This is a genomic window from Methyloferula stellata AR4 (genome assembly GCF_000385335.1).
GTDB classification, from domain to species: Bacteria; Pseudomonadota; Alphaproteobacteria; order Rhizobiales; family Beijerinckiaceae; genus Methyloferula; species Methyloferula stellata.
Map to the genome: position 1 here is coordinate 2,375,023 of NZ_ARWA01000001.1, position 21,689 is coordinate 2,396,711.

The 21,689-nt window shown below is 55.8% G+C and carries 30 protein-coding genes and 1 tRNA gene; 13 read left to right on the plus strand and 18 right to left on the minus strand.

Annotated elements, in window-relative coordinates:
* Positions 1–363: 363 nt before the first annotated feature.
* Positions 364–834: a J domain-containing protein gene (locus A3OQ_RS0111665; RefSeq protein WP_020175570.1), complete on the plus strand. Its 471-nt coding sequence runs from the start codon at positions 364–366 to the stop codon at positions 832–834.
* Between the two features lie 125 nt (positions 835–959).
* Here the strand turns inward: A3OQ_RS0111665 and A3OQ_RS0111670 are convergent, their stop codons facing one another.
* Together A3OQ_RS0111670 and A3OQ_RS0111675 are read right to left on the minus strand one after the other, a co-directional pair.
* Entirely contained in the window at positions 960–1,199 is a 240-nt protein-coding gene (locus tag A3OQ_RS0111670) for a hypothetical protein (protein ID WP_020175571.1), read from the minus strand.
* Positions 1,200–1,324: 125 nt separating this feature from the next.
* Positions 1,325–1,666 carry a hypothetical protein gene (locus tag A3OQ_RS0111675; protein WP_020175572.1) on the minus strand — a complete coding sequence of 114 codons (342 nt, stop codon included), beginning with the start codon at positions 1,664–1,666 and terminating at the stop codon, positions 1,325–1,327.
* 165 nt (positions 1,667–1,831) lie between these two features.
* On the opposite strand from A3OQ_RS0111675, the gene A3OQ_RS0111680 reads away from it, so the two are divergent.
* Positions 1,832–2,269 carry a hypothetical protein gene (locus A3OQ_RS0111680; RefSeq protein ID WP_020175573.1) on the plus strand — a complete coding sequence of 146 codons (438 nt, stop codon included), beginning with the start codon at positions 1,832–1,834 and terminating at the stop codon, positions 2,267–2,269.
* Positions 2,270–2,320: 51 nt separating this feature from the next.
* Here A3OQ_RS0111680 and A3OQ_RS23590 read toward each other — a convergent pair whose 3' ends face one another.
* Complete coding sequence (locus A3OQ_RS23590) at positions 2,321–3,055, minus strand: C40 family peptidase (protein ID WP_152428415.1); 735 nt, start codon at positions 3,053–3,055, stop codon at positions 2,321–2,323.
* A 443-nt stretch (positions 3,056–3,498) separates the two neighbouring features.
* On the opposite strand from A3OQ_RS23590, the gene A3OQ_RS0111690 reads away from it, so the two are divergent.
* Positions 3,499–3,756 carry a hypothetical protein gene (locus A3OQ_RS0111690; RefSeq protein WP_152428416.1) on the plus strand — a complete coding sequence of 86 codons (258 nt, stop codon included), beginning with the start codon at positions 3,499–3,501 and terminating at the stop codon, positions 3,754–3,756.
* Positions 3,757–3,792: 36 nt separating this feature from the next.
* Positions 3,793–4,062 (plus strand): helix-turn-helix domain-containing protein, encoded by a 270-nt coding sequence (locus A3OQ_RS22150; RefSeq protein ID WP_020175576.1) that lies wholly within the window; start codon positions 3,793–3,795, stop codon positions 4,060–4,062.
* A gap of 89 nt (positions 4,063–4,151) precedes the next feature.
* Here A3OQ_RS22150 and A3OQ_RS0111700 read toward each other — a convergent pair whose 3' ends face one another.
* From A3OQ_RS0111700 to A3OQ_RS0111710, 3 genes are all read right to left on the minus strand, one after another.
* Positions 4,152–4,508, minus strand: a complete 357-nt coding sequence (locus A3OQ_RS0111700) for a hypothetical protein (RefSeq protein ID WP_020175577.1) — start codon at positions 4,506–4,508, stop codon at positions 4,152–4,154.
* Positions 4,509–4,620: 112 nt separating this feature from the next.
* Entirely contained in the window at positions 4,621–4,902 is a 282-nt protein-coding gene (locus A3OQ_RS22155; protein WP_020175578.1) for a hypothetical protein, read from the minus strand.
* Positions 4,903–5,218: 316 nt separating this feature from the next.
* Positions 5,219–5,470 carry a hypothetical protein gene (locus A3OQ_RS0111710; RefSeq protein ID WP_152428417.1) on the minus strand — a complete coding sequence of 84 codons (252 nt, stop codon included), beginning with the start codon at positions 5,468–5,470 and terminating at the stop codon, positions 5,219–5,221.
* Positions 5,471–5,826: 356 nt separating this feature from the next.
* On the opposite strand from A3OQ_RS0111710, the gene A3OQ_RS0111715 reads away from it, so the two are divergent.
* Together A3OQ_RS0111715 and A3OQ_RS0111720 are read left to right on the plus strand one after the other, a co-directional pair.
* Positions 5,827–5,900, plus strand: a tRNA-Gly gene (locus tag A3OQ_RS0111715).
* Positions 5,901–6,065: 165 nt separating this feature from the next.
* Positions 6,066–6,365 carry a hypothetical protein gene (locus tag A3OQ_RS0111720; protein WP_152428418.1) on the plus strand — a complete coding sequence of 100 codons (300 nt, stop codon included), beginning with the start codon at positions 6,066–6,068 and terminating at the stop codon, positions 6,363–6,365.
* A 176-nt stretch (positions 6,366–6,541) separates the two neighbouring features.
* Here the strand turns inward: A3OQ_RS0111720 and A3OQ_RS22160 are convergent, their stop codons facing one another.
* On the minus strand, positions 6,542–7,669 hold the full coding sequence (locus tag A3OQ_RS22160; RefSeq protein WP_020175581.1) for a sensor histidine kinase: 1,128 nt from the start codon (positions 7,667–7,669) through the stop codon (positions 6,542–6,544).
* 208 nt (positions 7,670–7,877) lie between these two features.
* Between A3OQ_RS22160 and A3OQ_RS0111730 the strand changes: the two genes are divergently transcribed.
* The 4 genes from A3OQ_RS0111730 (at position 7,878) to A3OQ_RS25355 (ending at position 11,388) form a co-directional block, all read left to right on the plus strand.
* Positions 7,878–8,600, plus strand: coding sequence for a Crp/Fnr family transcriptional regulator (locus A3OQ_RS0111730; RefSeq protein ID WP_020175582.1), 723 nt, complete (start codon positions 7,878–7,880; stop codon positions 8,598–8,600).
* 124 nt (positions 8,601–8,724) lie between these two features.
* Positions 8,725–8,889 (plus strand): DUF3309 family protein, encoded by a 165-nt coding sequence (locus tag A3OQ_RS24065; protein WP_020175583.1) that lies wholly within the window; start codon positions 8,725–8,727, stop codon positions 8,887–8,889.
* Between the two features lie 468 nt (positions 8,890–9,357).
* On the plus strand, positions 9,358–10,089 hold the full coding sequence (locus tag A3OQ_RS0111745; RefSeq protein WP_020175585.1) for a Crp/Fnr family transcriptional regulator: 732 nt from the start codon (positions 9,358–9,360) through the stop codon (positions 10,087–10,089).
* 207 nt (positions 10,090–10,296) lie between these two features.
* On the plus strand, positions 10,297–11,388 hold the full coding sequence (locus A3OQ_RS25355) for a sensor histidine kinase (RefSeq protein ID WP_020175586.1): 1,092 nt from the start codon (positions 10,297–10,299) through the stop codon (positions 11,386–11,388).
* Positions 11,389–11,514: 126 nt separating this feature from the next.
* Here A3OQ_RS25355 and A3OQ_RS24070 read toward each other — a convergent pair whose 3' ends face one another.
* Positions 11,515–11,976 (minus strand): Spy/CpxP family protein refolding chaperone, encoded by a 462-nt coding sequence (locus tag A3OQ_RS24070; RefSeq protein ID WP_020175587.1) that lies wholly within the window; start codon positions 11,974–11,976, stop codon positions 11,515–11,517.
* A gap of 232 nt (positions 11,977–12,208) precedes the next feature.
* A complete protein-coding gene (locus A3OQ_RS0111760; RefSeq protein ID WP_020175588.1) occupies positions 12,209–12,391 on the minus strand; it encodes a hypothetical protein in 183 nt (60 codons plus the stop codon).
* 234 nt (positions 12,392–12,625) lie between these two features.
* On the opposite strand from A3OQ_RS0111760, the gene A3OQ_RS24075 reads away from it, so the two are divergent.
* Positions 12,626–12,865 carry a hypothetical protein gene (locus A3OQ_RS24075; protein ID WP_244427135.1) on the plus strand — a complete coding sequence of 80 codons (240 nt, stop codon included), beginning with the start codon at positions 12,626–12,628 and terminating at the stop codon, positions 12,863–12,865.
* A gap of 575 nt (positions 12,866–13,440) precedes the next feature.
* Here A3OQ_RS24075 and A3OQ_RS24080 read toward each other — a convergent pair.
* The 5 genes from A3OQ_RS24080 to A3OQ_RS25065 form a co-directional block, all read right to left on the minus strand.
* Positions 13,441–13,605: a DUF3309 family protein gene (locus tag A3OQ_RS24080; RefSeq protein WP_020175590.1), complete on the minus strand. Its 165-nt coding sequence runs from the start codon at positions 13,603–13,605 to the stop codon at positions 13,441–13,443.
* Positions 13,606–13,953: 348 nt separating this feature from the next.
* Positions 13,954–14,127, minus strand: a complete 174-nt coding sequence (locus A3OQ_RS22175; protein WP_020175591.1) for a CsbD family protein — start codon at positions 14,125–14,127, stop codon at positions 13,954–13,956.
* Between the two features lie 258 nt (positions 14,128–14,385).
* Positions 14,386–14,847, minus strand: a complete 462-nt coding sequence (locus A3OQ_RS0111780) for a Spy/CpxP family protein refolding chaperone (RefSeq protein WP_020175592.1) — start codon at positions 14,845–14,847, stop codon at positions 14,386–14,388.
* 608 nt (positions 14,848–15,455) lie between these two features.
* Positions 15,456–15,644: a hypothetical protein gene (locus A3OQ_RS22180; protein ID WP_026595748.1), complete on the minus strand. Its 189-nt coding sequence runs from the start codon at positions 15,642–15,644 to the stop codon at positions 15,456–15,458.
* A gap of 558 nt (positions 15,645–16,202) precedes the next feature.
* Positions 16,203–16,535: a hypothetical protein gene (locus A3OQ_RS25065; RefSeq protein ID WP_244427136.1), complete on the minus strand. Its 333-nt coding sequence runs from the start codon at positions 16,533–16,535 to the stop codon at positions 16,203–16,205.
* A gap of 163 nt (positions 16,536–16,698) precedes the next feature.
* Between A3OQ_RS25065 and A3OQ_RS25070 the strand changes: the two genes are divergently transcribed.
* Positions 16,699–17,154 carry a Crp/Fnr family transcriptional regulator gene (locus A3OQ_RS25070; protein WP_020175596.1) on the plus strand — a complete coding sequence of 152 codons (456 nt, stop codon included), beginning with the start codon at positions 16,699–16,701 and terminating at the stop codon, positions 17,152–17,154.
* 161 nt (positions 17,155–17,315) lie between these two features.
* Here A3OQ_RS25070 and A3OQ_RS0111805 read toward each other — a convergent pair whose 3' ends face one another.
* On the minus strand, positions 17,316–17,987 hold the full coding sequence (locus A3OQ_RS0111805) for a Crp/Fnr family transcriptional regulator (protein WP_020175597.1): 672 nt from the start codon (positions 17,985–17,987) through the stop codon (positions 17,316–17,318).
* A gap of 443 nt (positions 17,988–18,430) precedes the next feature.
* Here A3OQ_RS0111805 and A3OQ_RS0111810 point away from each other — a divergent pair, with 443 nt between their 5' ends.
* Positions 18,431–19,309 carry a transglutaminase family protein gene (locus tag A3OQ_RS0111810; RefSeq protein WP_026595750.1) on the plus strand — a complete coding sequence of 293 codons (879 nt, stop codon included), beginning with the start codon at positions 18,431–18,433 and terminating at the stop codon, positions 19,307–19,309.
* A gap of 71 nt (positions 19,310–19,380) precedes the next feature.
* On the opposite strand, the gene A3OQ_RS0111815 is transcribed toward A3OQ_RS0111810, so the two are convergent.
* The 3 genes from A3OQ_RS0111815 to A3OQ_RS0111825 form a co-directional block, all read right to left on the minus strand.
* Entirely contained in the window at positions 19,381–19,818 is a 438-nt protein-coding gene (locus A3OQ_RS0111815) for an efflux RND transporter permease subunit (protein ID WP_026595751.1), read from the minus strand.
* 95 nt (positions 19,819–19,913) lie between these two features.
* Positions 19,914–20,777: an ABC transporter ATP-binding protein gene (locus A3OQ_RS0111820; protein ID WP_020175599.1), complete on the minus strand. Its 864-nt coding sequence runs from the start codon at positions 20,775–20,777 to the stop codon at positions 19,914–19,916.
* Positions 20,778–20,791: 14 nt separating this feature from the next.
* On the minus strand, positions 20,792–21,688 hold the full coding sequence (locus A3OQ_RS0111825) for an ABC transporter permease (protein WP_020175600.1): 897 nt from the start codon (positions 21,686–21,688) through the stop codon (positions 20,792–20,794).
* Between the last annotated feature and the right edge of the window lies 1 nt (position 21,689).

The following is a 21,689-nucleotide window of genomic DNA, read 5'->3' on the forward strand; positions in this document are numbered from 1 at the left end:
CGCCATGCAGGATCGTGCCCGGCAAAGACCGAAAGGGACGATATGTCCGGCGCGATATGGCGCCGCAAATCCTCCTTCGGTCCCGAGTCTGTTAGGCCGCCACATCTCATGGACCGGCTCTAACGCCAGCTTCCCGCCTTCGGCAACCGGGGGCAAAGCTGCGCCAGTTTTGTTAAGCCCCTGAAAAAGCGTTCTAATCCACAGCTATGATGGGTCCATCCGCCGCGGCTTTCCGGCTGCCGCTTGGGTGCACCTGGATTTGGCTCTGAACATGCATGGACGCGCGGACGGCCCGGCTGTCGCGAACCCTTGTCGCCAAAAGACGGGGACGCGGCGCCGGCCCCCTGCACGAGAGCGCGCGGCATGACGGAGAAAGAGGGATGGGTCGTTTACAACGGCTCGCTGGGAGTCGCCGATAAGGTGACGATCGGCCTCGTCGAGGAGGGGGAGGGCGGCAGGAGCGCCTGTCTGGCACCACCCTATGACGCCGTGGGTCCGTTCAGTCTCGACGAACTTGAAACGCAAGGGCAGGTCGCCTTTGGCGCATGTATCGTCCTGTCGCTGCAGAAATGGGCGCAGCTTCAGGACGAACTCCGCGCCGAGGCCCTCAAGAAACGCCGGGCCCTTATGCTTCGCGACGCCTATGACGGTCAGGAGCATCGCGAGATCCTGAAGCTGCCGATGGAGGGCGAGCTTCTGCCGTCGGAGATCAATGCCGCCTTTCGGCGGCTGGCCAAGAAGGCGCATCCAGACGCAGGCGGCAGCAACGAAGATTATCGACGCATCTCGGAAGCGCGCGACGCGCTGATCGAGCAATATGAGAACGCCTCATAGGGCAGCTCGTGATCCGATGACCTTAAGTTTTTCAATTGCATTGCATCGGCGCCAAGACCGCTTCTAATCTTTCGGTTTAACGCATGATCTTATCCAAAAAGTCTGCAACTTTTTGGGATCATGCTCTAGCCGCTGGCCTTCAGATTGCTCAAGGCCGCGTTGACCAAATTCGAAGCCGTGTGGACCACGTTTGAAACCGCGACATGCGCCTGGCCGACGGTGCCGAGCGCATTGGACGCGACCTCCGCGAAGCCGCCCTTGAGCGCATGCGCACCATGCTTGTGATGGACTTGCGCCGTGGTCGAAGCCGAGCTCGGTTGAATATTGGCCGCTGCGCCGAGGCCGCCGATCGGGGGTACAGTCATGCAAAACCTCTCCACTGAGCCGATGATTTGAAAGCCGAACGATTTTCGATTCGCCGTAGGTCATTTGGCGCGGCGGAGCTTGCGCGAGGACTGCGCCTCTAAAATCACCGCGTGCGGCTTGCAAATTATCGTGCGCGGCTTGGCGGAAGCTGACTGACCGGATCGATCTCGCATTCGATCGTGACGAACACATAGCCGCAGCAGTCGCCATCATGCGTTTCGCGGGCCTCGTCGGCATTGACGCTGAGCAGATGGCCTTTCGCCATGGTGCAGATGGCCTTCCCTGCGATCTGATCCACATCGCCCTTGAGGCCGCGGCGGATCTTGTAGAAATCGGAGAAGGTGCCGTCGCAATGCGACGCATTCTCGCCGATGCAGACCCGCAGGCGTTGCATCTCCGCCCGCGCACTCGAATGACACAGAACAAGCGCGGCGGCCAAAACGAGATGGATGAATGTGCGGGGCATGACGGCCTTCTTTTAAAAATGAAGGGGACAGGATTATCACATGCTGCGGGCTGGTAAAAAGCGCGTGTCACCCCGCGATCGCGCTTGCCCCGCCCCCTCATGCGCGCGACATAACCGCGAAGGCCGCCGCGCAAAACGGCATCAGATACCGAGACGGGGACAATCTTGCGCAGCCTTATCATCGTCGCGGCGCTCGTTGCCGGCCCGGCGCAGGGCGCACCCGTGCAAGAAAACCCGGCGGCGAGCATGCACGATCTTCAGACCTATTTCGCGGCCTGTGTCCAGCCGCCGCAGGAAGCGGATGGCACGCGGATCACCTTTTATTTCTCGCTGAAAAGCGATGGCGCGATCTATGGGCGTCCGCGCGTGGTCTGGCTTGGATACAGCGGTAATAGGGACGATCGAAAGCGTCTGATTTCGGGGCTCCGCGCGTCATTCGTGCAATGCCTGCCGCTGCGATTGAACGCTGAAATGTCGCGCACCATTCCCGGGAAAGTCTATTACCTGCAATTCATCGTTGGCGCGGAGGGCGAAACGCAAGTCCTGCTGCGGCCCTTCGGCAGCATGGGCGATCCGCTCGTCGATGTGCCCGAGCCTTATTGAAGGCTGCACGAAACTGTGCCGCCGCCGGATGCAGCGGCGGCACGGGTTTGGTTAGCTCGGCCGGACGAAGGCGACGACCGAGCTGAGCGGAAAGTTGCTCATTCTGACCTGATGATGCTGATTGCCGCCGAGGCCGTAAAAGCCCCGGCCGCCGTAGCCGGCGAAGATCGTGACATGGCTGCGCATAACGACGAGATCGCCCTTGGCGGGCGTGGCGACGCGCTGCCCGACGTGCAGCATGCTGCTGACCATGCCCGAGCCGCTTGCCTTATGGCCGGTCCTCTGGAGCACGAAATTGGCGAAATCCGCGCACCATGCGCGATGACTGCCCGTGACATTGCCCTGGCCGATCCAGCGGCTGGCTTCGCTCAGCACCGAGCTTGCATTCGAACTCATCGTGTCGAACCAGTTTCCGCTGCGTGCGGAGCTGTCGTTCGTGTCGGGCGTGGCGGCGCTATAGCCGTAGCCTGCCGTCGCACTTGCGGCCGAGTAGCGTGTCGCGTGCCCGTGGCGCTGAAAGTGCGCGTAGTGCGTCCAATGTCCGTGACGCGTCCAATGTCCAAAGTGTCTCACATATTGGTGGTGCGGCTGCCATCGGAAGGCGGCGCCGAAGACCCTGTGATGGACCCGTTCCGCGGCGGCCGGTCTGGCTTGCGCCGCGCCGGATACGGTGATCGCCAGAAAAACCGCGCCGGCCGAAACACAGAGACCGCCCAAGGCTTTTTTGGCTTTGGGCCGCAGCAAGGAACTGGCCGCCTCACGGCGGCACATGGAAATAACGCTCATACGCTTACTCACTCACTCTATGGGGGGATGCAGCTTCAAGCTGCCAAGGAAGACGCGCCAGGCACGCCTGCGAATCACGAGCGGTTAAGACAATCGCTACAAGTGATGGCTTCGTATTACCGATGAAATGAATAAATGAAAAGCGTATGACATTGGTATTATTGTCGCACAGCCTGACTTATCGCAGGCTATAAATTAAGTACTATGGCTAAAAAATGTCATATATATGCACATATAAGCTTAGCTATTATGCGGCCATGTTCGATAAGTAATCCGATCGTTCGAAGTTACTTGCCTATACGGCGTCTCTTGAGCGGAGTCGGGGAGTCTTCTCGTCGAACCGCACGCGGGCAACCCATGTAATCTCACGCCGCCAAAAAAGCCGCTTTCGATCCCGGTCGAATTGGCTCATGTGAGCGGGCGCGGTTTTGATGGATCTGATGATGAACGAGGAACAGCCTCAAGCCCCGGGCCTGACATGGCAGGAGCGGGACATTCTATCCTTCTTCATGGATGTCAGTGTCGGTCCGAACCAGATGATCGATGTGCAGAGGCTCTGGCAGGAATGGGGTGCGAGAGGCACCAATGTCGACTTTTCCGACGCGATCATGGGGCTGATGGCAAAGGGTCTGCTTTGGGCCGATCGGGACGAGACGGCCTGTGCGCTGACCGAGATTGGTTATGCATGGGCGTCAAAATGAATGGCGGCGGGATAAAGAATAAAAGGAAAGGTCAGAATGCTGGCAGCACAATGCAGCGTGGCGCGCGCCATCCTCGATCTCACCGTCGAGGAATTGGCGAAGAAGGCTGGCGTCACGGCCGATATCATCTTGCGGATCGAAGCCGGCGCGCCCTTGGACGAGGATACGCTTGCCAAAGTGCAAGCTGCCTTTGAGACCGAGGGCGTCGAGTTCACCTTCGGCGATCGTCCCGGCGTGAAGATCAGAACGCTCGACGGAATTATCGAAGTTTCAGCAGGTGGTTCTGTCGTCCCGCTCAAGCATTAAAGCGCGGGAGAAAGCCGGTCGGCTTGGCAATCTGCGTAAACGTGCTGCGCGAGGAATCACCGCGCAGCCTTCTTCATTCCGCTCGCGCGTCACCATTTAAAATTCATTCCGCCGCCACCGGGGCCGACGGTCGGTTTGATCGGTCCATCAAACTCGGACTTGGAAGACGAACTGGTTTCGGACTGCGAGTCGCCGGGCTTTTTGATGTAGGAGAAATCCATCGGAATGCTCGTCGACGCCGGCTTTTTTTCGATGTCGGAGATGTCCTGTTTTTGCGCGTGAGGCGCAGCCTTCGGCTTTTGCGCGTGTTTTGCCGGAGGCTTGGTGGCGGCAGGGGCATCGATCGAAACGCTGCTGTTTTGCGCCAAGACCGGATTAAACGCGGCTAAACCGAAGATCGCGAAACAAAAAGCCGGCAAGCCGGCAAGATGGCGCATCTTTATCATTGTCTTCCCCCGAAGCATGTCCACGATCGATGCCCGCGTTTAAAGCGTGGATTGTGGCGAGTGTAAGCTCCGGGGTTTCACTTTCGCGGGAAGGCGCTCGGTCCTCGCGTTCCTATGGACAGTTTGTACGATGAACCGTGACGGAATCGCCTTCGCTGTTTTCTTTGTGAACGGTTTTCGACTCGCAGCCGCGATCGTCTGGTACGCCGACAACGCCGCCGACCGTACCCGCCGCGGCGCCGACAGCGCCTCCGACAACGGCACCCACGGGACCGGCGGCCTCGCCGCCTTCGTGTGCGCCGCGCTCCGCGCCCGGAATGGTGCCTTGAGCATAAGCCAGAGACGGAACGGCCGCCGCGATGCCGAGGATCAGAATGGTGTGCTTGAGTGACATGATCTCTCCACCTTCATTTAAAGCCGCGCTTCGGCGGCCCGATGTCTGCCTATGCCGGGGAAGGTCCGATGGTTCCATCTTGGCTTTGCTTGGCGGAATTGCAAAAAAGCCCCTGCGGGCCGAAGCCGAACAGGGGCCGAAATCGCTAGGTACTCGAAACGAGATCCTTGTGGCATGGCGGATCGCGATAAAAAGTGCTGCCGCGCACAAACAAAATGCCCCGTTCGGCGAACCGGACGGGGCATTCAAAAGCAGTGGTGATGAGCGTCTCGAACGATTGGGGTTTTCCGCCCGCCGTTTCAGATCTCGGCTCGGTTTAGTAGCCGATGCCGTACATTTGCATCGGCTGGCAGTTCGAACCGCACGACGGTTGCGCCGGCTGCTCGACGCGGGGCTGCTGAGCGTAATAGGCTTCAAACGCCGCATTGTCGCGGTTCTGGGCCGCCTGCGCCCGGTTTGCCACCGTGTGACGGCTCGGATGCGAATGGACCTGCGCCGACGCCATCACCGGCATCAAAATGAGCGCAAATGAAGCGGCGATCGTGGCGATCTTGAATGAATTACGCATGGACATGAACTCCAGCCCAAATTGAACTGGAGCAAGCTTAGGCGGGAGCCTCTTCTAAGGCCGTGAAAACGATCGTTAAAACTTTTACGAAAGCCGTATTTTTTGCGTGAAACTACGCAAGGCCGCGCCCTTGATGAAAAAGCCCCGCCGGCCAAAGCCAACGGGGCGAAGTGTGGGAGGGAACGGAATCTTCAGCCCAGGCCTAACGTCAGAATGTCGATTTGGTTGCGCAGCCGGCGGGGCTTAATTGAGCGGCTTGATTGCGCGGCTGGGCTTTTCCCGGTTCGCCCTCTCCGGAATGGCACCCGCTCCCGATATTGCAATGCTTGCCGCCGCGTTGCATAAACCAAGGCGACGCGGGTGTAGCTCAATGGTAGAGCAGCAGCCTTCCAAGCTGAATACGAGGGTTCGATTCCCTTCACCCGCTCCAGTTTTGACATTAACCTCCTGTCATCGTTAGCCTTTCATCAGGATCATCGAGTGATTCGGGTCCAACGATCCGAATTCCGGTAATAATCTTGGTAACAATCGCAGCGTTTGGCGGGCGTCATGGACCGATCAAGCAGTACTGGTTGTCCGTTTCTCATTAGGCGCAATGGCGCTCGATACGTGCCTTGAAACAGTCACCATGGACGGCAGCGATTTCCTGATCGAGGCTGATATCGAAAACAATAATATATATCTGCTGGGCCGCAAGCTGGCCAAAGGGACCTATCGCATACTGCCCATCGATCAGGATGATGTTGATGAAGCGACGCGTGACCGCACATGCGTGCCGCGAAATCCGGTCATCCGCATCATTGAAACACGCGAGCAGCTTAATACTTTTGTCCGCGCCGCGGCCGCTAAGACGGGCGACGACATAGTGGGAGTGATTTCCGCCACGGGCAGGTAAAGGCGAGAGAACGAACATATCGCCGTCGTGGCCTAATCCGGTGGGATGCGGAACAGCCGTTTGGATGGCGGCGCCGCAACCGCCAATGATTTTACATATCGCCGGACTCGATGTGCGCCATACCCGGTGGCATTGTCATCGCGCCGGGCGTTGCACGCAAAATTGATTTTTGAACTTTAACTTTCAGCAACTCGCGCCACAATCGGCAACGTGAAATGAAAGGTCGCCCCGAGCGATGACGCGCGGTCGAACCAAAGTTCGCCGCCGTGCGCCTTGATGATCGCCTGACAGATCGGCAGGCCGATTCCCATTCCGTCAGGCTTCGTTGTGACGAAAGGCTCAAAGAGACGAGCCGCCACATCGGAAGATATTCCAAGGCCGGTGTCCGCAACACTGACACGGACATGTGCCCCCGACCGATCACTTGAGACCCGAAGCTCGCGCTCGATCGTCTCGGCCATCGCCTCGACGGCATTGCGCATCAAGTTGAGCAGAACCTGTTGTATCTGGACGCGATCAATGAACACGATATCATCTGCGATCAATTGAAAAACGACGGTAACGCCGCTTTGGCGTGCGCTGATCAAAACGAGATCGTTTACGCCGGCAAGCATCGCCCTGAGGGTCATATGCTCCCTTTCTCCATCGGACCTCGATGTAAAGGATCGCAAATGGTGAAGAATATCCGTGGCGCGGCGCGCCTGCTGCGCGGCACGATCCACGGCGATCGTAAGCTGCGCGGAGTGACCGGCGTCATCAGAGCCTAAAAGCCTGCGCGCGGCATTTAGATAATTGATAATCGCCGTCAAAGGCTGGTTGAGTTCATGAGCCACCGCGCCGGCCATCTGGCCCATGTCGCTCCTCCGAGAGAAATGGATAAGGTCCAGCTCTTGCCGTCCTAGCGCCGCCGGCCGCGCCGATCTCTCAGCCGATGGCACGACGATCGCGCGTGCAATTTGAGATATGCCGAGAAGCTGCCCGGAGCGACCCAGAACTGGGGAGAGCGCTAGAGAGACATGCACGATTTCGCCATCCTTGCGACGGCATAAGCCTTCATAAGGGGGGACTGCTTCGCCCTCCTTGATCCGCCGCGTTGAGATCGCGAGCCTATCTTCGGTTTCAGAGGTACCGGCGAGCATGGAGGCGGGTCGTCCGAGTGCTTCACCTGCCGTGTAGCCGAACAATTCTTCGGCGCCTGCGTTCCAACTCGAGATGACGCCATCTAAACTCTGGCCGATAATCGCATCCTGGGCGCCAGATACGATGGCCGTGAGATCCGCCCAAGGATCGAGCTCCTCTGGCATCGGCGCCCGCTTTCTCTTTGCTTTGGATCAAGGTTGATCCCAGCTCGTATGGCAACTTAGGAGAAGTGCCTTGCCTCGCCCTGACAAAAGTCAGGATTAAACCTTTCTTTTGGCTCTGAACGCACGTGGATGGCCTGATGCCTATTGGTAAAATGTTTTTATGCATCTTTATGAATGTGCGCATTTCGGAAGCCTTAGGAATGGCTCAATGACGACACGCGGTCATGCCGATCTCCGCATACGTGCGGTTCGTAGTTGGCCGCGCGAACATGGCAAAGAAGCGCCGCATCTGACCTTGTCGGCTGCTGACAAGGTCGAGCTCGGGCGTCTTGCACAGATCATCGAATATAAAACGGTCGGCTCACTTATCTTCTCGCAGGGGGATGAGGCGACCTACCTGTATCTGTTAGCTGAGGGCGTTGTCCGGACACATCACGTTCTGAATAATGGCGAGAGGCAAGTCTTGGCCTTCCTCTGGCCTGGTGATCTGTTCGGCCTTGCCGAAAATGGTAGATACCTGAGCTGCGCGGAAGCGATTACACCTTCAAAAGTCTATCGATTTCCCATTAGGAGGCTTGAGCACTTCCTTTTGAAGAACCCGAGTATCCAAGACAGCTTTTTCGTCAAAGCCGTGTATGACCTGCGAAACACGCAGCGTCAGCTCATCGTCATGGGACGGTTTGATATTCCGCGACGGCTGGCGGCGTTTCTGCTCGATTGTTCGGCGCATGAGCATTATTTCGATCATCGCACCAAGATCCTCACGCTGCCGATGAACCGCGACGATATCGCAGATTATCTCGGCACCTCCGCGGAAACCGTGACCCGCGCTCTCAATCGATTGGAAAGTGAAGGGATGGTTCAGCGCATCACAGCCCGCAAGATTGAACTCAAGCCAGCTATCTTGAAGGCGTTCATCGACCTTAATTGAAGATCAGACCAGCATAGCCAAAGTCCCGATGCATCGCGAAGCGATCAATTGACGGTGGGGATAACTTTGGATCTTATTTTAGCCGCTGCAATCCGCAGCCGGCGGAATCGTTAGAGGAGGGGTAATGGGAACAATTCTGATTATAGTGATACTTATCCTGCTATTCGGCGGCGGGGGTGGCTACTACGGCTATAGCCGCTATGGCGCAGGCGGTTTGGGCGGTGTCCTTGGCCTAGTGCTCATCATTATCCTCGTGCTCTGGCTGGTGGGCGGCCTCCACACCGTGTGACTTTTCGGCTCTCCTAGCCCGGATGACACTTGCTTTGCCCCGGAAGGCTTTGGTGTCGCCTCTTACCGTGCCGTTTCGCGGCCTTACGCTGGATCCCTCGGCGGCTGGTCGCAGATGAACCACATGTGTTCAATATTGAACACATGTGGTTGTCGTTAGCAGAAACAATTTTTCGGTCCGGCATTCCAGCGCGGTGACGATACCATCCAAGCCCGGGCCGAGGATTGCCACCAGGGAGCAGAACGGCAGTCGTCTACCCCAAGGCATCAAGCTCCTCCGCCATCGGCGCATCCTTTCTCATTAAGGCTAAATAATTATCTGCGCTGTTCCTGACAAAAGTCAGGGAGCGATCCCTCATTTTCTGATCTTGGACATAGCTTGATGATCCGATGCCGAGCAGCTCCTTGGTAAAATATTCCTCTGCATTTTTATGAACGTGCTCGTCTCGGAAGCTTTAGGAAGCGCTCAATGCGCCGCATGACGATACGAGGTCATGCGGATCTCCAAATATGTGCGGTTCGCAGTTGGCCACGCGAACACGTCAAGGAAGCGCCGCATCTAACCTTGTCGGCTACGGATAAAATCGAGCTCGGTCGTCTTGCACAGATCGTCGAGTATAAAACGGCTGGTTCACTTATCTTTTCACAAGGCAGCGAAGCCGCCTACCTGTATCTGCTGGCGAGTGGCGTAGTCCGAACATATCACGTTCTGAATAATGGAGAGCGCCAAGTCCTGGCCTTTCATTGGCCTGGCGATCTGTTCGGACTTGCCGAAAATGGCAAATATCTCGATTCCTCAGAAACGATTGCTTCTTCCAAGGTCTATCGATTTCCCGTCGGGAGGCTTGAGCAATTCCTTCTGATGAACCCGAATATCCAAGAAATTTTTTTAGTGAAAGCCGTGCATGATTTACGAAATACGCAACGCCAGCTCATTGTCATGGGACGGCTTGACATCCCGCGGCGGCTGGCGGCGTTTCTGCTCGATTGTTCGGCACATGAACGTTATTTCGATCATCGCGCCAACATTCTGACGCTGCCGATGAACCGCTACGATATCGCAGATTATCTCGGTACTTCCGCCGAAACCGTGACCCGCGCTCTCAGCCGATTGGAAAGCGAAGGCATGGTTCGCCGCGTCACAGCCCGCAAGATCGAACTTAAGCCAAGCACCTTAAAGGCGTTCGTCAACTTTGATTAAAGCGTGACGTATTTTAAGGCTGGCTCGGCTGCGCGATCGCCGCATGAAGTGGACTTCCATGTCATTATGATAGGGAGCTACGCCATACCTCATCACTGTTTGATCGAGGTCAAGGTCCATCGCGTGGGTTTTTGGTTTTCTGGCAATCAGTAGAAGATGCCCGGCGCTATATTTATTATCGTCAGGTCTCGTGCTGAAGAGTAGTGCATGGAGATCGAACCGCAACCAACCTCAGACTTTGTGCCTTCTCAAATCTGCACGTTGTTTGCGATTTCGGCCGACGCTTGCGAGGCTGTGAAGAGCAATCTGGCCGCCCGGCTTTTCAACCTCATCGCAGATGCGATCATCGTTGCCAGCGATGCGGACGAAATCATTTTCGTCAATCATCAAGCCGAAGAATTGTTCGGCTATGGAGCCAAGGAGATCGCGGGCCGGGCTCTCGGCACGCTGATTTCTTCCTCGGAGACACCCTGGCAGGCGCAGGCAATGCAACCATTTTGCACGCAATCCCTCGTTCTCAATCAAGGAGCGGAGGTCGTCGGACAGCGACGTGACGGGAAGCAATTTTTCGCCGAAGCCTCGATTACCCCCGCTCGTCAAAATGAGGCTCGGATCCGTATTCTGGTCCTGCGCGATATTTCGGCACGCAAACGAGAGGAAGATCATATGCGCGCTGCTTTGAAGGAACTGAGCGAAGCGGTCGAGGCAAAATCGCTTCTTTTGGAAGAGCTTCATCATCGCATGAAGAACAACCACCAAGTCATCCTTTCTATGATTCGCCTTCAGAAAGCGCGCCCGATCGGCCCCGAAGCTAAAGCCGAGCTCAATAATATGGAGACGCGGATTGCGGCCTTGAGCGGCGTCGGCGGCGAGCTTCTCCTCGCGCGCGAGGAGCAGTCGATTGCCTTAAGTACCTACCTGCGCCAGCTCGTTGGAAAGCTCAAAGACGTGTTCTGCCTTGCGCCTCTCTCCGTTGCCTTTCGGCTCGAACTCGAAGACATCAACGTTCCGGCCAAAACGGCAGCCAATATCGGCTTGTTGATCAATGAAGCAATCACCAACAGTTTCAAACATGCCGTGCCAAAAGGAGCGACGGAGATCAGCGTTGGCCTATCTCGAAGTGACGGCAATATTCTTCTGACCATCGGAGACAATGGCCCAGGCCCAGGCGTCGATCCGTCAGAGCATGTCGGTGGAACCGCATTGATGCGGCTTCTCGCCAAACAATTGATGGGAACGATCGAACTCAATCGGTCAAAACTTGGGGTGCACTATCTGATCCGGTTTCCGGCGTGCTAGAGCATCGTGCGCAAAAGTGTCAGCGAAGCCTAAACGACGCTCTACACTTTTCACGTAATCCCACTTGAAAGCGGGATGTTTTAGCGGACCGTATTGCCGGTGTGCTCCCAAACGTGGGCGGAGGGCTCACTCATCAATCTCACGCTCTCGGCTGAGGCCGATCAGCTCGTTGGCAAACTTCTTCTTCTGTTGATCATCAAGGCTCGCATAGAGCGGTTGGGCCGCATCGGCGAGCTTCTTTACATTGGCAGAGCGCTCGCCGAGAAACTTCGCATGGTCGTTTAAATATTGGATGACGTCGCCTCCGTCTTTCCGCTTCTCGTGTTCGGCTTGGAAGGCCACCAGACGATCAGCGCGAGCCTTATCGATGTCGTGCACGGCGCTTTCAAAACCGGGCCAGTTCTTCTCTTGATCCGGCGTAAGACGCAGATCGGCCTTGACGTGTGCCGTGCGGGCGTCCGATTCAGCAACAATTTGATTGGCAGTCAATGCGGCACGATCTGCGCGGTTTTCCGCGAAAGCTGATCCTGCGACTCCAACACCGGAGATGAGGGCCGCGACAGTTGCAGTCAGAAGGACTTTCTTCATGGCATTCTCTCCAAAGGATATTTGCCTCAGCACAATGCTTCGACACTGTCTCTCCTTAAAGACAGTGATCAGTCTTCTTGATTGGCCTGCGCTCGCATTGAGCTGGATCAATCATACGCATCGCAATTGAATTCGTGCTTGAGTAAAGTTTTCATGACGTATTGCGTTGCTTCTACGTCGAGACCACTCAGACGGTTCTTACGAAGAAGAACGGCGTCATCGTGAGCTGCTGTCACAGCCAATTAATCCCGGCCAGCAACAGTATCCGTTGAAGAATCGCCCCCAGGCAGACCAACGCGACTAGCAATTTGAGAAGGTTTGCCAAACGACCATCATTCACAAACTTATCGATGGCCCAAAAACAAATTGCACCCACGACTAAAATAATCAGAATTCCAATTAAAATCGAAAGCATAACGTTCCCCTGTGCTGGACGAATATACGAACCAAATCTGGACCGGCCGCAAGGGGCGCACTCGGAGTGATGGTTCGAACGCCACCTTGCGGTGGGACAGTATTATGAGACCGGACTGAATTATGTTGATAGAAATCAATCAACGTCCCGCGGGCATCAACTATCTTACAGGCGGTTCCAGAATTCATCTGGAAATGTCGGATAATGGAGATGACTGTGAAAGTTGGATTTCTAATGACTGCTAGCATGCTCGCTTGCCTCGCTATGCCTCTCGCCGTGCAGGCCCAGGGCGTCGTGCGGGGAAGTGAACGAGGCGCGGCGACTGGTGAACGCGCCGCTGGTCCGGTCGGCGGGGCGGTTGGTGGTGTGGTCGGCGGTGTGACCGGCGGTGTCGTCGGCGGCGTCAGGGGCGCGCTTGGACTGCGGCACCATCACCACGGCTACTATCATCGCCATCATCGTTATTATCATTAATCGGGGCTGGACCGATCGAGTCGTGGCCTAATAGCCGAGATTGAAAAGGAGCTAGGCGCTGTCCTTTTGTAAGCGCCTATCTCTCCGTGATACAGCTCGTCACCGCGCTTTTTCGTTTGGTCGCGCTGCTTGAGGTAACTCAAAGCCCCGCCGCTTGGTGTCGGTAGATGGCGGCAAAGTCCACTCACCCCAAAGAGCAAGAGCGCCATGAAATGCATCGGAACCCGTGGCGCCGAAGTCGCCACTCTCGGCGCATGTCATGACTGTCTTCCCTCTTGACCAAAGGAGGGTCGGATGACTCTCATGCACATAGCGGCGCGGTCGCCGGCAAGATCGTCGCGAGGGCGCCACTTCGGATTGGCTTCAATCCGAAGTCATGATTAGAGACTTCAGAGCTACGGATCTCGCGGCGGTCTTTCTATTCATTTCCGCACCCGTTGGGTTCCGGGTGCGGCTATTTCCCATATGTGTCGGTCGAACTTGAAAATCGTCACACCTGGATCGAAAGTCCTCAGTTTGAGACAATCAATCGCAAGCCGAGACTAGGGTTCGAGAGCTGGTTGATCTCTGCTGACTCAGATCTTGCCCAGCAAAAGCAAAATCACCAGAATAATGATCACAAGGCCGAGACCGCCGCCGCCATAGTAGCCGGTACCGTAGAATGGGCCGCCGCCTAGTCCGCTAAAGCCGCCCAATAGCGCGATCACCAAGATGATGAGAATGATGGTCCAAAGTGACATTTTAGAATTTCCTTTTTCTTGGATCAGCTGAAATCTACCAATTGACTCGCGAGCGCGAACGCTACTTCACTAACACTGGGCACATTACGCTCGATCACTTCTTCGAATATTGGAACGCAGGCCGCCTGTCGGCGCAATCTTATTGTCAGCGAATTTGAGGCTCGCGACGAAAGCGCCTTGTCGCGCTATCGACGTATAGATGCGGGCTAACCCTTGAACCGGAGTCTCCGGATAGAGTCTATGTGCGCCATACATAGATTGCTCAGGCGCCGCGTTCGGCGTCTGAGCAAAATTGCACACTCTTGCCTGCTTACGATGGCAAGGATCGAAGTAAAACGGCGCGGAGGCCTATTTCCCTTTGAGCGTGTCTTTGAGTCCGCCGATGGCGTTCTGGATCTTGCCCTCGACCTTGTCGGCCTTGCCCTGCGACTCCAATTTTGCGTCACCAACGGCCTTGCCGACGGTCTCCTTAATGGCGCCCTTGGCTTGTTTGGCCGCGCCGGCGATACGATCTTTGTCCATGACTTTTTCCTCTCACCTCGCACCTCTCCCGAACTGGAGAGTTGGGCTAGAGCGTAGCTAGTCCCACAATTCGAAATATTGCACCGGGCGCGAGCAATCATCGTTGATCTACGTCAACTAACGGTAGATAGCGCCTTGAAGTGGTCCGCTTGAAGTATGTCTTCAGACTGAGAATTGATATGGCGAGCAAGAAACACATGCCAGAGAACGATCACGTAGGATGCGTAAGACGTGACGCTTGAAACGCCGAAATGAGGCTCACTCATCAATCTCACGCTCTCGGCTGAGACCGATCAGCTCGTTTGCAAACTTCTTCTTCTGCTGTTCGTCTAGGCTCGCATAGAGCGGTTGGGCGGCATCGGCGAGCTTCTTTACATTGGCGGAGTGCTCACCGAGAAACTTCGCACTGTCGTTCAAATATTGGATGACGTCGCTTCCGTCCTCCCGCTGTTCGCGTTCGGCTTGAAAGGCGACCTGACGATCAGCGCGGGTCTTGTCGATGTCGTGCACAGCGCTTTCGAAACCGGGCCAGTTCTTCTCTTGATCCGGCGTGAGACGTAGATCTGCCTTGACGCGTGCCGTGTGCGCGTCCGATTCAGCAACAATTTGGTTGGCGGTGAGTGCGGCTCGGTCTGCGCGGCTCTGCGCAAAGGCTGAACCTGTTACTCCGGTACCAGAGATGAGGGCTGCGACTGCTGCGGTCAGAAGTACTTTCTTCATGGCATTCTCTCCAAAGGATATTTGCCGAGCACTATGTCTCGACAATATCTCTCCCTAAAGACACCGGTCAGTTTTCTTGATTGGCTTGCACTCGCCTTGAGGTGAATCAATCATACAGCCTTGTCCGCCGCGGACGAGGCCTTCTCGCCCAGCGTCGACTCCCAGGGTTTGACAGCGCGAATACGGATGTCGCGATGACACATTCGTGCCGATGATTTCATATTGATCAGCCGAGGAAAGGGTTCCGAAATCGAAAGGATTCTCCAAAAGTGAAGCTGTTGCTGACTTTTGTCATGGCGACGATCTCATTTCAGCTTTCAATGTCATCCATACTGGAGCAGCATCCGCGTTGAGCTGAAATGATCTAGAGCGTGTTGAGTGCTGCGACTACGTATTAAGCCGTATCTGATCATTGGCTGCTACTGCCTGTGAGGCACAGCGATGGATGAGTACATAGCCCGCCTGAATATCGAGCACTTTCATAAATTGCTGACTAAAGAGCGCGATGAAGCCAAGCGACAGGTTCTTCTTCAACTTCTTGAGGAAGAAGAGAGAAAACTAGCAGTCCTACATAGCGCGTCGGAGCGGCAGAAGACCGCGCGAAAATCTTAGGATGTATGCTGCCAGTCCCGCCAATGAGTGGGGTGGACATCTACTTTTTTATCCGTCTCGGCATTGACCCAGCCATCGATCGTTCGGCGACAGGCGAAAACGAGCGCATGAGGCTCATCATCATCGATGACGGCCAATTCAAGCTCACGATCGAGCGGAGCTGTAGAAATCGGTTCCCACTGCATAGATCATTATCATAAATGACAAAGACAATTGCTTTGATCTGGATCATCAGGCTGTCATCCATAGACCCACTCATGATCGTGCTCAGCCTTTTCGCCGCAAGAGCTTTCGATTTGAGTCAGACGGGGGCTTTGCAGCTTGCGATGATTGCTTCTTCGTCGTCTTCAAGGTCGCCGAAGTTCAGTATGGCTCGGCGCCCCTCTGCTGTTCTACCGCCTTCCTATAGCCGGCATCCGTGGCGAGATTTCTTCGCATCTTGACCATGAATGGCTGGAGTGCTCGAGGCGACGCCCCATTATCATTATTCCTCTTCTCTGTGGCGCAGACCACCGACAGTACGAGCCATAGCGTGCAATGATTCCAAATGAGGTTGGAATGATCCGCTATGTCAGAGTTCGAAAGAAAGTATGCCTTAGAGTGCCTGCGGCTTGAGGCTGACTGCAGGCAATTGGCGCAAGAGGCTCATACCTCTAGCTTGCAGTCACATTTCCTTGCGATGGCAATCTTCTGGTCTGAATTAGCCGTTCAGGAGCCAAGCGAGGATACATATAAGCTTCTAGCTAAAGCATCATTGGCTTAAGCGAGGCAAATCCTCTCAGCCGGTTGTTTTGATTGTCGATGATGATCGGCAACGAGAGGTTGCTCATGGCTGATATTATGGATGATGCCGGCTTCGCGAAAATGCTTAGAGCATCTTGCCCTTTGTATTTGTCACCGCGAGGATGATCCCTTAGAACTACGCTATGGCACAATCTCCAGCGCATAAACCACAGAGCAACCAATTGCTCGACGCTTTGGAGCCTGCCAGTCGCAAGCGGATCGACCCGCATCTGGAAAATGTGAAGTTCAAGCTTGGAGCGGTTGTTTGCGATGCGGGCGGCCTTCTCAGGCACGCCTATTTCCCCGAGGGAAGCGTCCTCTCGTTGCTCACGGTTTTGGAGAACGGCTCGGCAATCGAAACCGCAAACATAGGGGCGCGAAGGAGCGTTCGGCCTCTTCGCTGCCATGTACAGCCGGGTCTCCTTCAATCGATGTATTGTTCAACTTGAAGGCCATATGGTTCGATGTCCGATCGAAGTTTTGCAAGCGGAATTCAAGAGCAGCGAACACGTGCGCGATCTCTTCGTCAGCTATTCCGAGACGCTACTCTCGCAAGTGCAGCAGACTGTGGCCTGCAATGCCCTGCATTCGACTGAGGAGAGAATGTGCCGATGGCTCTTGATGATGCATGATCGGGCCGAAGGCGAAGCCCTGCCTTACACGCACGACTTTCTAGCGCACATCCTAGGTGCCAATCGCAAATCGGTAACGGTTGCAGCGCAAGCTCTGCAAAGGGCCGGCCTTATCAGTTATCGGCGGGGAACGATTCAAGTTCTCGATCGCATCGGCCTCGAAAAGGCATCATGCGAATGCTACGCGATCGTGAAGGAGCGATTTGACGCCTTCCTTACGCCGCCCTCGACCGCGGTTCAGGGCAACACAAAAGGCCGGGGCAAGACGAGCGACACATAGCGTCCCCAGTTCGACTTGCGACTGACTCAAATATGATTTCATTCTCACACGCTGGCGATTCGAGAGCTGGTGAATTTACGGCGTTTACATAGTTTCTTCGAGGTACAGGCGCGGCCCGACGCGTCGTCTCTGCGCAAATCTAATCAATAGGTTTTGCACGGTTAGTCATCCTCTGGCTTTCCTATGTCGCCGTGCAGAAGCGCATTCAACAATGACTTATGAACTTGGATATGGCTGTTATAATCAATGAAGCCCTTCTGACGAAATTTGTTCATGAAATGGCTGACGCGAGACCGCGTGGTTCCGATCATCTCAGCCAGCATTTCCTGACTTATCTCCGGTAGAACCGCGTCCCGATTTCCGCCTTTGCCGAACTTCCCGAGGATGAGAAGAAGTCGCGCTAGGCGCTTTTCACTCGGGTTGACAAGGTGATCGACAAGATCCTGCTCCAGACGAGCGTTGCGCGTCAGCAAATAGGTGGCGAACTGGTTCGAAAATTCCTGGTCTTCATGTAAGGCGCCCATGACAGCATTTTTTTCCATCCGGACCACGACGCAGGCGGTCATCGCCACAGCGGACGTCGTGCGGAACTCCGTGGCGAGGCATCCCTCGCCGCAGAAACTGCCGGCCTCAAGAATCGCGATCACGGCCTGCTTCCGATGTTTGGAAACGACGGTAACTTTGATCTTGCCTTCCAGGATATAATATACCGCATCCGCAGGATCACCCTGCGCGAAGAGAGCTTGGTTCTTCAGCAACCTGACATCGCCTATCGTACCGCTCAAGTTCAACAGACGATGCAAGTCAAAGAACGATGCTGGTTCCTCAGCCATCCTTCGGACCTCCGAAGAGTTTCGTTCATGAGCGCCAAAACGCCCATTGAATTCCCAAAATGATTTATCGGCAATTCTAGCCACTGGGCTCTCGGCGCAATGCGCGAACAAGCTCGCTTTGGCTCACGTTTCGCGTGCTTATAGCCAACCGTCAAAATGCGAGCATTGACACCGATCAAACCGAAATATCGCTAGGTACGACAGCGTGATTGTCACCGCTAATCGGGAATACCTCGTGCGAAACAAAGCTTTATTCTGTTTAAATTCAGCCTCATTGTCTGGAACAGCAGGTTCCGACGGCCATATAAAAAAGACTGACGCAGATATCATCGAATGAAGGTGCGGGACTCACCACCGTCCATTTCCAAATGCATCGTAGTCATGCCCTGCAAGCTCGTTCATAGATTTCAAAAACATCGTGCAGTTTTCCTATTGGTGCTTCTTTGATCTCCCTCCGACTCCATCACAAAACGACCTACCGCTATCTGACGCCAGTCAGTCTCGGTCCACACCGTTTGATGCTCCGTCCACGTGAGAGCCACGAGCTTCGCCTCATTTCAAACGATGTGGTGGTGACGCCTGCCGCGACGATGACTTGGGCGCGGGATGTCTTCGGCAATGTCGTAGCGACGGCGAGTTTTGCGGCCATGGCTGACACGCTGGTGATCGAAAGCGTCACAGATCTCGAGCTCAATACGATCGCTTGGCCGATCTTTGACATTGCCGCCGCGGCTATCTTTTACCCCTTCCGCTATTCCGACGATGATTGGATCGATCTCGGAGCTCTGACGATCCAGCAATATACCGATCCTGAAGGGCGATTGCGGGCATGGGCATACGCTTTCGTCCGCGGCAACCCGACCGACACGCTTTCGCTCCTGAAAGATATCAACGCCAATATTGCGTCGTGGATTTCATATCAGAGCCGTGAGGACGAAGGTACGCAAACGCCTTTGCAGACCTTGGAGCGGAGATGGGGGTCGTGCCGGGACTTTGCGGTTCTCTTCGTCGAAGCGATACGAAGTCTCGGCTTCGGCGCGAGAGTCGTCTCTGGGTATCTTTACAATCCAGATCAGGAGATGGAAGGTTCGCGCGATACAGGCTCGACTCATGCCTGGGCGGAAGTCTATGTGCCGGGTGCGGGCTGGATCACATTCGATCCGACGAACCGTCATGTTGGCGGCTTCAATCTGATTCCTGTCGCCGTCGCACGCGACATTCGTCTGGCCGTACCAGTCGCCGGCAGTTTCGCGGGAACGAACGATGCGTTCCTCGGAATGGAAGTTGAGGTCCACATCGCGTCCCTGCCGTCCAAAGCTTAAGTCGAAATATGATCGTCACAAAGAGCGAGCGATTGGATACCTTATCCATTAGAGACTCATCAAAGGCGCGCTTATGCCGCTCGGCATCGAAGCGCGCAAATAGGGCAGGGCAGCTTTGACCTTTCGTTGGTCTCGATGATGTTCGCGCCAGGCTGCCGGATGAGGATCACCAAAACCGCCACTTGGCCATTTGCAAATCCCGCGTTTCGAAGATCCTCGGCCGAGTCGACAATCTCGCCGAGGTCCGACACATGGATTGCATTGCCGTTGCGAGAGCCGACCACGAGAGGCCGATAATCGGCGGCATGAGCGGCTTGGTCATTGGCGTAGATCTGATAATGGAAGCCGCCGTCTTCGACGGCGCCTTTCGGACTGTTCGCATTCGCAGACGCCAAAGCCGCGCGTACATCTTCAAGACCGACGCCATATTTGAACAAAGCGGTTGGGTTGAGTTCGACGCGGACCACTGGAAGAGTGGCGCCGCCGATGATCGCAATCCCAATGACCATGCAAGGAAAAGCAACGTGAGTCGCTCGTCGCTTCCCTTGCGCAGGCATAGTTCAGGACATGCACCAGAACCGCCAATGGCCGAAGCGAGTGCGGATTAAAGAATGTTCGCGAGACTTTGGCCATGCAAGTCGATACTCAGACCTTGCAGGGCCTCCGTGCTGATCTCCCCGCCCATGGCCTTGAGGCTTTCTTCGCGGATAAGCGACATCAGCTCTTTGCGGAGCGCGAGAAATTCCGCCGACAGCATCATATCGGGCTGCCGCGGCCGCTCGAGCGGGACGATGATCTCAGCCTTGATCGTGCCCGGACGCGCCGTCATGCAATAGACGCGGTCGGAGAGAAAAATCGCTTCGTCAATATCATGCGTGATAAAGAGAACTGAGATTTTCAAATGCTGCCACATATTGGTGAGGATCTGCTGCATGATGAGCCGCGTCTGCGCATCGAGCGCGCCGAAGGGCTCGTCGAGCAGCAAAACCTTGGGGCTCGTGGCCAGCGCCCGGACGATTCCGACGCGCTGCTTCATGCCGCCGGAAAGCCGGTCGGGATAATGGTTTTCAAAGGGCAGCAGACCCGCGAGACCAAGCAAAGTGCGGGCGGCCGTTTGCCTTGCGTACCGGCCTTTGCCCTTCATCGCGAGGCCGAACTCCACATTGCCGCGCACGGTCTTCCAGGGAAATAGCGAATATTGCTGGAAGACCATGCCGCGATCGGCGGAGGGCCCTTCGACTGGTTCGCCATCGACCATGACGCTGCCTTGCGTGGGCTTGAGAAAGCCGGCAACGGAATTGAGCAAGGTGGATTTGCCGCAACCCGACGGCCCGATAATGGAGACGAATTCGCCGGGACGGACATGTAGTGAGACATCGTCGACGGCCGCGACTTCGCCGTCGCGCGACGGATAGGTCAGATGAAAATTCTCGACCTCGATGAAACCCTTGGGTGCGATTGCGTCCATCATCGTCTTCCCATTTAGTGATTCCAGGGCATGACGAGGCGGCCGAGGCCGCGGATCGCTGCGCTTGAGGCAAGGCCGAGCACGCCGATGCAGATCATGCCGAGCGCGATATCCGCATATTGGACCAGCGAATAGGCCTCCCAGGTGAAATAGCCGATGCCGAACTGACCGGAGATCATTTCGGCTGCGATGAGCGACACCCAGGCAACGCCCATTCCGACTGTGAGGCCGGTGAAAATATGCGGCAGGGCGGCGGGGAAATAGACCTCGCGGAAAATCGCGCTCTCGCGGGCGCCGAGGCATTGCGCCGCGCGCACCAGCACGGGATCGACCAGGCTCATCCCATGCAAAGTGTTGATGAGAATCGGAAAGAACGAGCCGATGAAGGTGATGAAGACGATGCTCTCTTCATTGGTCGGCCAGAGCATGATCGCCATCGGAACCCAGGCAATCGCCGGAATGGGCCGCAGCACTTCCGTGACCGGAAACACGATATCGCGCAGAACTTTGAACCGTCCCATCAACAGACCGAGCGGGATCGCCATCACAGCGGCGGCTACGAAGCCGAATAGGATTCGGCGGCAACTTAGGACCACATCCGAAAAAAATTTTGGATCGTGAAGCGCCCGCGCTGCGCTTTCGAAGACGAGTTCGGGCGAAGGAACATTGACGAAGCGGACATAAAAATTGACGCGGTATGCCGTCAAGAAATGCCAGGCCATAAGAAAAGCGAGGAGTGAAAAGGCGCCGAGGACGACCCCTTGGAAATCCTTGCCGCGGAACGTGAAGATGCGGCGCGGCTTCGCCCGAGACGAGTCTTTTGCCGGCGCCGCCATTGACGCGGGCGTCGTTGTTTCAGCAGAATCGAGACGCAGCCCGTTGACGGCGACGTCGGATTTAAGAGACGCCATA